General features: G+C 74.0%; 9 protein-coding genes. 6 read left to right on the forward strand and 3 right to left on the reverse strand.

The window, feature by feature from the left end:
- Nucleotides 1-20 precede the first annotated feature (20 nt).
- Nucleotides 21-644 (forward strand): TetR/AcrR family transcriptional regulator, encoded by a 624-nt coding sequence (locus ACFYOY_RS18355; protein WP_388588038.1) that lies wholly within the window; start codon nt 21-23, stop codon nt 642-644.
- Nucleotides 645-779: 135 nt separating this feature from the next.
- Here ACFYOY_RS18355 and ACFYOY_RS18360 read toward each other — a convergent pair whose 3' ends face one another.
- Nucleotides 780-1,838: a lytic polysaccharide monooxygenase gene (locus tag ACFYOY_RS18360; RefSeq protein ID WP_351886200.1), complete on the reverse strand. Its 1,059-nt coding sequence runs from the start codon at nt 1,836-1,838 to the stop codon at nt 780-782.
- Nucleotides 1,839-2,100: 262 nt separating this feature from the next.
- Between ACFYOY_RS18360 and ACFYOY_RS18365 the strand changes: the two genes are divergently transcribed.
- The 5 genes from ACFYOY_RS18365 to ACFYOY_RS18385 all read left to right on the forward strand — a co-directional run bounded on the left by ACFYOY_RS18365 (nt 2,101) and on the right by ACFYOY_RS18385 (nt 10,897).
- Nucleotides 2,101-4,224, forward strand: a complete 2,124-nt coding sequence (locus tag ACFYOY_RS18365; RefSeq protein WP_388588042.1) for a carboxyl transferase domain-containing protein — start codon at nt 2,101-2,103, stop codon at nt 4,222-4,224.
- A 243-nt stretch (nt 4,225-4,467) separates the two neighbouring features.
- Nucleotides 4,468-5,691, forward strand: coding sequence for an ATP-grasp domain-containing protein (locus ACFYOY_RS18370; RefSeq protein ID WP_351886383.1), 1,224 nt, complete (start codon nt 4,468-4,470; stop codon nt 5,689-5,691).
- On the forward strand, nt 5,688-7,778 hold the full coding sequence (locus tag ACFYOY_RS18375) for an IucA/IucC family protein (RefSeq protein WP_388588045.1): 2,091 nt from the start codon (nt 5,688-5,690) through the stop codon (nt 7,776-7,778). Before ACFYOY_RS18370 ends, ACFYOY_RS18375 begins: the two co-directional genes overlap by 4 nt.
- A gap of 75 nt (nt 7,779-7,853) precedes the next feature.
- Complete coding sequence (locus tag ACFYOY_RS18380) at nt 7,854-9,665, forward strand: IucA/IucC family protein (RefSeq protein WP_388588048.1); 1,812 nt, start codon at nt 7,854-7,856, stop codon at nt 9,663-9,665.
- On the forward strand, nt 9,662-10,897 hold the full coding sequence (locus ACFYOY_RS18385) for a type III PLP-dependent enzyme (protein ID WP_388588050.1): 1,236 nt from the start codon (nt 9,662-9,664) through the stop codon (nt 10,895-10,897). The genes ACFYOY_RS18380 and ACFYOY_RS18385 overlap by 4 nt, the downstream gene beginning before the upstream one ends.
- A 13-nt stretch (nt 10,898-10,910) precedes the next feature.
- On the opposite strand, the gene ACFYOY_RS18390 is transcribed toward ACFYOY_RS18385, so the two are convergent.
- Together ACFYOY_RS18390 and ACFYOY_RS18395 are read right to left on the reverse strand one after the other, a co-directional pair.
- Entirely contained in the window at nt 10,911-11,354 is a 444-nt protein-coding gene (locus ACFYOY_RS18390) for a VOC family protein (RefSeq protein ID WP_351886185.1), read from the reverse strand.
- Between the two features lie 5 nt (nt 11,355-11,359).
- Nucleotides 11,360-12,232, reverse strand: a complete 873-nt coding sequence (locus ACFYOY_RS18395) for a helix-turn-helix domain-containing protein (protein WP_388588053.1) — start codon at nt 12,230-12,232, stop codon at nt 11,360-11,362.
- Nucleotides 12,233-12,344: the final 112 nt, after the last annotated feature.

The following is a 12,344-nucleotide window of genomic DNA, read 5'->3' on the forward strand; positions in this document are numbered from 1 at the left end:
CTTTATGGAGGAGGTATGCCGTGTCCCCCGCCGGCCGCCCCCGCGCCTTCGTTACCGAGGGCGTCCTGGAAGCCGCGATGCGGCTGTTCTGGGAGCAGGGCTATGAAGCGACATCGATGGCCCAGCTCCGGGAGGGCACCGGCCTGTCCTCGGCAAGCCTGTACGGTGCGTTCGGTTCGAAACAGGGTCTGTTCGAGCGGGTGGTTGAGCACTACATCGCCGGGCCGGGCAGCGTCACCGACGTCATCGGAGACGAAGCTCTGAGCCCGCGCGAGGCCGTCGCCCGGATGCTGCACGGATCCATCGACATGCAGACCGACACCTCCCACCCGCGCGGCTGCCTCGTAGCCCTGTCGGGTACCGTCCGGGCCCCCGGTGACGACGAAGCCGCAGTGCGCCGGACAATCGCGGCGCGCCGTGCGACGGACCGGGCACGTATCAGAGAGTGCGTCGTGCGTGGCATCGCGACGGGAGAACTCGCCGAGGAAACCGACGTGGACGGTTTCACATCCATGATCCACGGCTTCCTGCTCGGCGTCTCCACGCAAGTGTGCGACGGCACGCCCGCCCGGGATCTGCATGCCGCGGCGGACGCCGCCCTCGCTGCCTGGCACGTGGCGTCCGCGCGGACGGCCGACGCGTAGGCGAGCCGGTCCCGGGTGTGCCGTCATCCTCCCCGGAACCGACTCCGTCCGATCGGCCGCGGACGACTACGGCGTCAGCGGCGACCTGGTCGTGTTGTCCCGGCACGTTGGTGACGGGACAACACACCCAGGGCCTCAGCCGCGGCCGCGGCGTACGGCCTTGCGGCGGTTGGCCGCGGCGAACAGCACGGCCGCGCCGGCGGCGAGGACCGCGGCGCCGCCGATGGCCATGGGGGCGGTGGACCCGTCGCCCCCGGTCTCGGCGAGACGCTGCCCGTCGGCGGCGCTGCCGTCCTGCGGTTCGGCGTCCGAGGCCATGACCTTGGCGCTCTTGGCCTCGGGCTGGTTCGCCTCCGTGCTCTTCTCGTCCGCCGCCTTCGGCTGGTGGTTGGCCTCGGGGCCGTCGTCACCGCCGTGGCCGTGGTGATCGACGGTCGACTTCTCGGCGCCCTCCGCTATCTGTGCGTCATTGGGCGCGGCGGCGGTCGGTGCGGAACTCGCGCTCGTCCCGGCGCCCTTGGCCGTCGCGGCCCCGGCCCCGTTCCCGCCTCCGCCGAAGGTCACGTCCGAGCAGGTGTAGAACGCCTCCGGGCTGTCCGAGCGCTGCCAGACGCTGTAGATCAGATGGCGGCCCGACTTGTCGGGGACGTTCCCCGTGAAGACGTAACTCCCGTCCTTCAGCGTGGGATCGGTGACCTTGGCGAACGGCTCCGACTCCAGGTCCGCCCAGGTCAGCGGCTTCGTCGGGTCGTATCCGTCCTTGGTGACGTACAGCTCGAAGCTGCCCCGGTGGGGCGCGGTGGCCCGGTAGGTGAAGGTGTGCTCACCGGCCGTCATGGCGGTGGCGGGCCAGTCGGCGCGCGGCAGGTCCAGGCCCTTGTACTTGTCGCGGCCCGCGCTGCACAGCTTTCCGTCCGGGATGATCTCCTTGTGGCGCCCGGCGGCGTCCGGGATGTTGACCTCGTTCCAGTCGTAGAGCGCCTGGGTGCCGCCCGCCTGGACGGCCGCCTTGCAGGCCGCCGAGTCCGGGCTCTCCGGCCCCTCCGCGAAACACGCCGACACCCGGCTGACCGGGTCCTGCATCGAACCGTGGGCGGTGGCCGGGTCGGCGTTCAGCGCGGTGAGGGCGAGCGGCACCACGCCGAGTACGGCGAGCCGGGCGGTTCTGCGGTGAGCGGTCGCACGAGCGGTCATCGTCGGGGACTCCTTCGGTGGGGGGCGCGCTGGGAGGTCACGCGGTTGGGGGGTGATGCGGTTGGGGGGTCACGCTGTTGGGGGGGGTGATGCGGTTGGGGGGTGACGCGCAGCACGCTAGCCCCGCCCAACGGCTCCCTCGCCGGTCTTATGGCGCCGTTAAGGAGCAGCTCAGGCAGAGCTGAGACTGGGCCGGTTCCGGGGGCACCCGAGGTGATCGCCGATGATTGCGGGGGGTCGGTGGCGTGGAAGGGTGACACATATGACCGCAACGAACTCCTCCGGCGGCTCGGGCGCCTCCCGTGGCGCCGCCCGCGCCTCGGCCCGTGAGCTGATCGAGGCCATCGTCGACCCCGGCAGCTGGCACGGCTGGGACGAACCGGTGGCGATCACCACGGACGACCCCGACTACCGGGCCGACCTGGAGCGGGCACGTGAGCGCACCGGGCTGGACGAGTCGGTCATCACCGGTGAGGGCCGTATCGAGGGGCGCAGGGTGGCGCTGGTCGCCTGCGAGTTCCGCTTCCTGGCCGGTTCGATAGGGGTCGCCGCGGGGGAGCGGCTGGTACGGGCCGTGGAGCGGGCCACGGCGGAGCGGTTGCCCCTGCTCGCCGCCCCGGCGTCGGGCGGCACCCGGATGCAGGAGGGCACGGTCGCGTTTCTGCAGATGGTGAAGGTGGCCGCGGCGATCACCGACCACAAGGCGGCGGGCCTGCCGTATCTCGTCCACCTCCGCCACCCCACGACCGGCGGCGTCCTCGCCTCCTGGGGCTCCCTCGGCCATGTCACCGCCGCCGAGCCGGGCGCCCTGATCGGCTTCATGGGCCCGCGGGTGCACGAGGCCCTGTACGGGGAGGAGTTTCCGCCCGGCGTGCAGAACGCCGAGAACCTGATGAACCACGGCCTGATCGACGCGGTCCTCCCGCTGAGCCGCCTGTCGGGCGTGGCCGCCCGAGTATTGAGGGTCCTCTGCGCGGGCGACACCGCGCCCGCCCCCGCCCCGGCCCCCGCCCCCGCCCCGGCCGCCGGGCCCGGGGCGGCCCCGGCGGCGACCGCCCCCGGTCAGCCGGGGGACGCAGGCGGGGCATCCACCGAGCCCACGCCCGACCCCGGTGCGCCGGGTGACGCGCCCGGCGGGACACCGGAGCGGCGCGGGGGTTCGTCGGCCGGGGGCGGCCCGTCAGCCGTGTCCGGCAGTCGGCGTGGCGGCGCGGGTGGCGCCGACGCCACGGAGCCGAAGGGAACCGCCGCACGCGGCGAGACGACCGAGGGCAGGGGTGTCGAGGGTCGGTGGGACGCGGAGGCCGGGCCCTCGTCCGCCGTCCACGGGTACGTCGCGCCTGGCGGGCGCAGTGCTGAGCGGGGCGCAGATGGCGCCGCCACGCCGGAGGCGGCAGGGGTCGCCGGGGGCGTGGGGGCCGCCCACGATCAGGCCGGGGTCGCCGCCCTCGCCGGGGCATCCGACGGCGCGGGGCCGGAGGCCGTGGTGCCGTCGGCGGAGGTGCCGTCGGCGGAGGTGTCGATACGGGCTTCGCGGCGGGCCGAGCGGCCCGGGGTGCGGGATCTGTTGCGGGTTGCCGCCGAGGATGTGAGTCCGCTCAGCGGTACGGGGGCCGGGGAGCATGATCCCGGGTTGTTGCTCGCGCTCGCCCGGGTCGGCGGGACGCCCTGCGTCGTCCTCGGCCACAACCGGCGCAGCGCCCGCAAAGGCGATACGGCCGAGGGGCCGGGGGAGGGGCAGGCGCTGGGCCCGGCGGGGCTGCGGACCGCGCGGCGCGGGATGCACATCGCCGCCGAACTAGGGCTGCCGCTGCTCACCGTCATCGACACCGCGGGCGCCGCGCTCAGCCGTGAGGCCGAGGAGGGCGGGCTCGCGGCGGAGATAGCGCGGTGCCTCGCCGACATGGTGACCCTGCCCGCGCCCACCCTCTGCCTGCTGCTCGGCCAGGGCGCCGGCGGCGCCGCGCTCGCGCTGCTGCCCGCCGACCGGGTCGTGGCCGCGCGCCACGCCTGGCTGTCGCCCCTCCCGCCGGAGGGCGCGTCCGCGATCCTCCACCGCACGACGGAGCGGGCGTACGAGGTCGCCGCCCGCCAGGGCGTACGCTCCGCCGACCTCCTCGCCCAGGGCATCGTCGACCGCATTGTGGAAGAGGATGCCTCCGACTCCGGGGACGGCTCTCGGGCCGGGGACGCTTCCCAGGTCGAGGGCGCCTCCGGGGCCCCGGAGGCCTCCCGAGCCGGGGACGCCTCCCGCGCCCCCGACGCCTTTCTCGGCCGCCTGGGCCATCTCCTCGGTGCCGAACTCGCCGCTCTCCGCGCCCAGGACCCGGGTGAGCGGCTCGCCGCGCGCCGCGTCCGTCATCGCCGGATCGGGCTGGGCCGTTGATGCCGACCGTTGACGGTTGTTGACGGCTAATCAGGGCCAAACGGGCGGACTGGCACGTCGAATTAGCGGTCTTAGGCATGCCTAACCTAATCTCGGGCCGTGAACGAGAATGATCTCGACGCGGCGTCTCGGCCGTCCTCCTCCCCTGCCCTCGGGGGCTCCTCGGCCGCCCCGGTCTCGGCCCCTTCAGCCGCCCAGGCGGCCCAAGCCGCCCCCGCCCCGCCGCCGCCTCGGCTCCACCTCCTGGCCCTCAACCCCACCGACTCCGTCACCGAGGGCTTCCTCCCCGCGGCGGCCCGGCTCGGCCTGGCGGTCACCCTGCTCACCGACCAGCCCGAGGCCCATGAACGCGCCTACGGACGACAGGGCCACGCGTTCCCCGCGCTCGACATCGTCCCCTGCGACGTACGGGACTTCGCCGAGGTCATCAGCCGTATCGCCGCCGACGGTCGCCCCGACGCCGTCTTCACCAACAGCGACCACCTCCAGACCCAGGCCGCCCTCGCCGCCGAGTACTTCGGCCTCCCGGGCAAGGACTGGCGCGCCGCGCTGCGCACCAAGAACAAGGCCGAGCTGCGCCGCGCCCTCGCCGCCGCGGGCCCGGACGCCGCCGACCCTCTCTGGTCCGCAGACCCCGTCTGGTCCGCCGAACTCGCCACCGGACAGAAACCCGCCACCCTCGCCGGACTCGACGCGCCCTACCCCTGCGTGGTCAAACCGCGAGAGGGCGTGGCCAGCGAGGACGTCGTCCTCGTCGCCGACGCCGACGAACTCGTCCGGCGCAGCGTCGAGATACGGGCCCGGCGGCCCGGAGCGGCCCTGGTCGTCGAGGAGTTCCTGGACGGCGAGCTGCGCACCCTCGAAACCCTCGGCGACGGCCGCACCCTGCATGTCCTCGGCGGCTTCCGCACCGAGCTCTCGCCGCCCCCGCACTTCATCGAGGAACGGCTGCACCTGCTGCCCGCCCCGCCGCCGCAGCCGCACACCGATCAGGTGCTGGCGCAGCTGCGCGCGCTGGGCGTCGGCTTCGGCGTGTGCCACACCGAGTACGTCGTCCAGGGTGACCGGGCCCGCCTCATCGAGGTCAACTACCGTGCCATAGGCGACCAGTGCGACCTCGTCCTCGCCGAACTCCTCGGCATCCCCCTCTTCGAGTACATCCTCCGTACGCACCTGGGCGAGCCGCTGCCGGACGACCTCGGCGCGCGCACCGACGGCAGGGTTCGCATGGAGTACGTCCTGGCCGACCGCGCCGGGCGGCTCGCCTCCGCCCCTCCGGCGAGCGTGACCGAGCGCGACGGCGTACGACTGGACTACCGGCCGTTGCGCGGGGTCGGCGAGGAACATCCGCTCCACCGCACCAATCGGGACTTCCTCGGTGTGCTCCGGGCCACCGGCACCGACCAGGGGCGGATCGACGCGGCGGTGGCGCAGTTCCTCGCGGCCCACCGATGGGAGATCGTGTGACAGAGGAAGCGGAGCTTCTCGGACGGGTGCTCGACACGCTCCTCCGAGAGGACGCCTACAAGCTGCGCAGCCGCGCCACCCCGGAACGGCGCGCCGACGGCGACTGGCTGCGCATCGCGCTCGAGGGGGGCGAAAGCGTGCTGCTGCCGGTGGAACCCGAGGGCTTCCAGTGCGACATCCGTGCCCGTCGCCGGCCCCTGCGGTTGTGCGCTCCCGCGACTGCCGAATGGACCCTGGCCGAACGGGCTGATGCCGAGCGGACTTTGGCCGAGCGGGTTGACGCCGAGCGGACTCCGGCCTCCCCGGGCGATGCCGAACGGACCTCCGCCGAACCGGCCGATGCCGATCGCGCCGATGCCGAACCGGGCGGTGCTGATCGGGTGGACGCCGAACCGGGCGGTGCCGAACGGTCCCCGGCTGAACCGGCCCCGGCTGAACCGGCCTGCGCCGAACCGGCCTGCGCCGAACCGGCCCCCGCCGAGCCGCCGTCCGCGCCCGGCCCGGCCAGCGAGTCCAGGGACCGTGCCCCGGCCGAACGGCCGCTCACCGGTCTCGCCCCCGTCCTCGCGCGCCTGCGGGCCGCCGTGCCGGACGAGGACCGGCCGCTGTACGACGTCTTCGTGACCGAGTGCCGACAGGCCCTCGACGCCATGCGGCTGCACACCCGCATCCGGCCCGCCGTCGTCGCCGAGCTGGGCGCGCGCCACGGCGAGGGGCGATGGACGGGGATGCCCGGGGCGGTCGCGTACGACACACTCGCCGCCTTCCGGGACCACCCGGTCTATCCGACCAGCCGCGGCCGGGCCGTCTTCACCGAGAGCCAATTACGCGCTCATGCACCCGAGTTCGCCCCCGCCTTCCCGCTGCGCTGGCTCGTCCTCCCCCGCGAGGCGGTGGGCGGCGACCCGGCGCGGCTGCCCGACTGGTGGCCAACGCCCGCTCAGCTCGGCCTCGGAAGCGGGCGGTCCTCCGACGAGCGGCTGGCCTTCCCCGTGCATCCGCTCACCGTCGGCCGCCCGCTGGAGGCCGCGCTCCGGGCGGTCGGGCTCGAGAGCGAAGCCCGGCTCGCGGACCGCCCTCTGCTGGACGTACGGCCCACCCTCTCCATGCGGACCGTGGCCGTCGCCGACGACCCTCTCGTCCACCTCAAACTGCCGCTCACCACCTCCACGCTGGGGATGCGCAACCGGCGGTCGGTCAAACCCGGCACGCTGATCGACGGCGAGGTGGCGCAGCGCCTGGTGGAGGCGGTGATCGCGCGCGAGCCGCGATTCGGCGCGACCGTGCTGCTCGCCGACGAGACCACCCACCTCCACGCCGGACACGAGCTGCTGGCCACGCTCGTGCGCCGCTACCCGCCCGGTCTGGAGAACGCCACGGTCGTGCCGCTGGCCGGGCTGCTCGCCGCCGCCCCGGACGGCACGCTCGTCATCGACGGGCTCGCCGAGCGCCACTACGGCGGGGACGTCCTCGCCCTGCTCGACGACTACCTCACCCTGCTGTTCGACTTCCACACCACCCTCTTCGCGTACGGCATCGCGCTGGAGTCCCATCAGCAGAACATCTCGCTGGTCTTCGAGGGCGGCGGCGGGGGCGGCGGTGACGACGCCGGTGCCGTGCCCCGGCTGCGGCTGCTCATCAAGGACCACGACGGCCCCCGCGTCCACGCGATACGGCTCGCCGCCATGGTCGGCGGAGGGGTGGCCGCCGACCTGTGCGGCTTCGACGACCGCAGAATCCTGACCTCCGGCGACGGGCCGGTGGCCGATGTGTTCACCACCATCACCGTCCATCTGTGCGCCGCCGCCCCCGTCTTCGAACTCGCCCGCCTCGGCCGGGCCCCGCTCGACACCCTGCTGCGGCGGCTGCGCGACCGGCTCACCGACGCCGTCGACCGGCTCGCCGTCACCCGGCCCGGTGCCGCCGCCGCACTGCTGCGGCGGCGGGTGCTGGACGCGGATCGGCTGCCGGTCAAGGCGATGGTCACCGCCGGCACCTTGTTCACCAAGGAGCGCTCCGGCGCCGCGGACATCAACAAGCACTACGTCACGGGGCCCAACTATCTGCTGCGGGGAAGCGGCAGATGACCGCCGCGCCCCTCTTGCCGTTACCGCCAAGGCCCCTCCTGCCCCTCTCTCCTCCGCACCCGCTGGAGCCGCCCCATGCCCATGACCTCCTCGCCCGCCGCGACCGTGGCCTCCGCCGACCACGCCACCGCCCACACCCTGCTCAACTGTCTGCTCCGCGAGGTGTCGGGGCCGGAGCATCAGACCGTCGTGGCCGACGGGTGGCTGCGGCTGAGGCTGCCGCGCTGCGGGGTGCTGTTGCGCGTCGGGCTGCGGCGCACCTCCCTCATCGGGGCGCACCGCTTCATCGGGCCGGTCAGCGAGCAGCGCGAGGGCGGCTGGACCGAGGTGTCCTGGCGCGAGCTGGCCGAGCGCATCCGCCGGGAGCTGGAGCTGCGCACGGGCGTGCACAACGATGAGTTCCTGGACCAGGTCGCCTCCAGCCACGCGGGCATGACGGCGGCCCTGGCGGCTCTGGAGGGCCGGGATGCGTTGGAGGGCCGGGATGCGTTGGAGGACCGGGACACACCGCCCGTGAGCGGCAGCGGAGAGGACCCCTATCTCGCCTCCGAGCAGTCCCTGCTCTTCGGCCACCGCTTCCACCCCACCCCCAAGGCCCGCACCGGCAGTGCCGACTCGTGGGCGCGGTTCGCCCCCGAGGCCGGGGCGCGTTTCCCGCTGCACCACCTCGCGGTACGCGAGGAGTACGTCCGCGAGGAGTACGTCCGCGACGAGACCGCGCAGCCCGGAGCCCTCGCCGCGCTCGACCGGCAGGCCGCCGTCCCCGAGGGCTACCGGCTGCTGCCCGCGCACCCCTGGCAGTACGCGATGCTGCGCGAGCACCGTCTGCTGCGGGCGGCCATCGCCCGGGGCGAGGTGCTGGACCTCGGGCCCGGAGGCGCCCAGTTCGCGCCCACCGCGTCGGTCCGCACGCTTTACGACGGCCGGGACTTCCTCAAGTTCAGCCTCAATGTGCGGATCACCAACTGCCTGCGCAAGAACGCCGACTACGAGCTGTCCGGCGCCGTCGCCCTGACCCGGCTGCTGGAGCCGGTCGCCGCCGATCTCGCCACCCGCTTCCCCGGCTGTGAGCTGCTGCGCGAACCCGCCTACCGGACGCTGGACCTCGGCGGCGACCAGCAGCTGATCGAGGGCTTCGGAGTGATCGTCCGCGAGGGGCTGGCCGCCCGGCTGAGGCCGGGGCTGACCGCGCTGCTCGCGGCGGCTGTCGCCGATGAGTACCCGACCAGCGGCGCCCAGATCTCCCGGCTCCTCCCCGATGTCGGCCCCGACCGGCTTTCCGCGTGGTGGCAGGCGTATCTCAACCTTCTCGTACCGCCCGTGCTGGCCGCCTACTTCGACCACGGCGTGGTCCTGGAACCCCACCTCCAGAACGTCGTCATCGGCGTCGATCCCGCCGACGGCACCCCCCGGCAGGTGCTCTTCCGCGATCTGGAGGGCACCAAGCTGGTGCCCGAGCGGCACGCCGCCGCGCTCGCCGCGCTGCCCGAGGCGGTGGCCCGCCCGCTGACGTACGAGCGCGAGCGCGGCTGGGACCGGGTGGTGTACTGCCTGCTGGTCAACCACATCGCCGAGATGGTGGCCGCCCTCGCCGACCGCTGTCCGCGTCTGGAGCCCGCGCTGTGGTCGGCGGTCCGCCGGGTGCTGTGCGAGCGCTCCGCGGCCCATGACCACCCGCCCGCGCTGCGCGCCCTCGTGGCGGGTGTGCCGCTGCCCGCCAAGGCCAACCTCCTGACCCGCTGGGCTCGTCGGGCCGACCGCCACGCGGGCTATGTCCGCATCGCCAGCCCGCTCGCCTCCGCCCTGCTGTCCGAGGCGGCGCATGTGTCGGAAGCGGCTCACGTGTCCGAAGAAGCCCACGTCATCCACCCCGGGAGCAGCCGTTGATCACCCCTGCCGTCCGTACCCTCGCCACGGAGCTGACCGGCGACGACCTTCCCGCCTACGTCTACGACCTGACCGTGCTCCGCGCCCACGCGCAGGCCGTACGGGACGCGCTGCCGCCGGGCCTCGAGCTCTACTACGCCGCGAAGGCCAACCCGGCGCCCGCCATCCTCCAGGCCCTCGCGCCCCACGTCACCGGCTACGAGGTCGCCTCCGGCGGTGAGGTGGAGCATGTCCGCGCGGCCGTGCCCGGGGCGCCGCTGGCCTTCGGCGGGCCGGGCAAGACCGAGGGGGAGCTGCGGCGGGCGCTGACGCTGGGCGTGGAGCGGTTCCATGTGGAGAGCGAGCAGGAGCTGCGGCTGCTGGCCGGGGCGGCGCAGGACGCGGGGATCCCGGACGTGGACGTCCTCCTGCGCGTCAACCTCCCGGTGGCCGGTGACGAGCTGGGTGGCGCGGCGCTCGCCATGGGCGGCCGCCCCAGCCCCTTCGGCCTCGACCCCGAGGCCGTGGAGCGCTGCCTTCCGCTGTTCGCCGAAGCGCGCCCGGGCGGTGGCCCGCCCCGGCTGTCGGGCGGCGGCCCCCTCCGGCTGCGCGGCATCCATGCCCATCTCGCCAGCGGCCTCGACGCCCCCGCCCAGGTCGCCGTCGCCGCCGCGATCGCCGACTGGGCGGCGAAGCTGTCCGAACGCCACGGGCTGGGCCTCACCGAGGTGAACGTCGGCGGCGGGATGGGCGTGGACTACGCCCACCCCGACCGCTCCTTCGACTGGGCCGCCTACGGCCAGGGCATGGCGGACCTCGCCCTCCGCCACCCCGGCCGCACCCTGCGGATCGAGCCCGGCCGGGCGCTGACCGTCCACTGCGGCTGGTACGTCACCGAGGTACTGGACATCAAGCACAGCGGGGGCGAGGCGTTCGCGGTGCTGCGCGGCGGCACCCACCACCTCCGCACCCCCGCCACCAAACAGCACGACCAGCCCTTCCAGGTGCTCCCCATGGACACCGGGGACACCTGGTCCCGGCCCTGGGCGCGCCCGGCCGTACGGGCGGAGCCGGTCACGCTGGTCGGCCAGCTCTGCACCCCCAAGGACGTGCTGGCCCGCCGGATCCCGGTGACGGAGCTACGGGTGGGGGACCGCGTCGCGTTCGCGATGGCGGGCGCGTACGCGTGGAACATCTCGCACCACGACTTCCTGATGCACCCCCGGCCGGGCTTCCACTACCTGGAGGAGTGAGGGCGGACAGCTCTCAGCCGGTCGCGGGCCGGGGCTCGCCCCGGTACGTGCCGAAGGACCACTTGTTGCCCTCCGGGTCGGCGATGGCGAACTCACGGCTGCCGTACGGCTGGTCCTCGATCGGCCGGAGCACCCGCACACCGGCCGCCGTGAGCCGTTCGTACAGCGCGTCGACGTGGTCGGTGACGACATACGCCCCGAAGGTGCCCGGCTCCAGGCAAAAGCTCTTGGTGGCCGGGTCGTACGAGCCGAGCATGACGCCGCCGCCGTCGGGCCAGTCGAGCTGGGCATGGGCGACGCGGTCCTCGTCCTGGTAGACGGCCGTGCGCAGAAAGCCGACCGTGTCGACCAGGAAGTCGATGAGGGCGATGGCGTCATGGGCCTGGAGCGTGGGCCAGATGGCCGGTTCACGCGGCTGCTTCTGCTGCTCTTGCTGCTGGTTCGGTGCGGTGTTCATGGGCTCTACTCTTCGCCGTAGAGATGCCCCCCGGCTTGGATATTCCGGCACTCTTCGGCCAACCAGGCGGTTGGGCTCACCCCGGTGTACTGACGGAAGTCGCGCACCAGGTGGGAGTGGTCGAAGTAGCCGCACTCGGCGGCGACCCGGGCCAGGTCCGGCGCCCGGCCCACCGCCACGGACCGGACCACCGTGTTTCTGGCGTGCTGGAAGCGCATCAGCCGCGCGGCCTGCTTGGGGCTCAGCCCGGTCTCGGCCCGGAACACGCCTGTCAGACGGCGCGGGCTGAGCGCCACATGCTCGGCCAGACCCGTCAGCGTCCCGGCCCCGCGATGCCGGGCCAGCCATGCCCACGCCTCGGCGACCTCGCTGCGCACCGGCGCCCCGTCCTCGCCCGCCGCCGCGCGCTCCCGCAGATACGTGCCCAGCGTGGCGAACCGGTCCGCCCACGTTTGCTGCTGGCACAGCCGCTCCCACACCTCGGCGGCCCGCTTGCCCAGCACGTCCGCCCCGGAGGTGACCAGCTCGGAGGTGAGCGCCCCGGCCGGAAGCCCCAGCAGCGTGCGCGCCGCCAGCGGATGCACCGCGAGCTGCACTCCGGCCTCTCTTCCGGCCTGGGCGATATACGCGGGCTGCTGGTGCAGCCCACCCACGACGATCTCCGTCCGCGAGGCGCCGGGCCCCCGCGCCTGCTCGGGCGTGACACCGCCGACGACGGGGCCCTCCAGGGAGAAGATCAGCGTCAGGTAGGGGGAGGGCAGCCCCCGGTGCAACGTCGGCGGTATCCCCTGGGAGCGATAGCCGACGGCGGTCACCACCATCCCACCGAGCCCGCGCCCGAGCCCGGCCCCGGCCCGCACGAACTCGTGGCTGCTCATGGGCCCAGTATCACCCGCCCGCAGGCGATGGGGCTTGGCTGCCGTCCCCCCGCTACCCAGCGCCGTTACCGTGCGGCGTCCGGCGGTGGGGTGGACTCCACCGCGTGGCCGG

Origin of the sequence: Streptomyces sp. NPDC007875, from assembly GCF_042868035.1 — a bacterium.
Classification (GTDB): domain Bacteria; phylum Actinomycetota; class Actinomycetes; order Streptomycetales; family Streptomycetaceae; genus Streptomyces; species Streptomyces antimycoticus.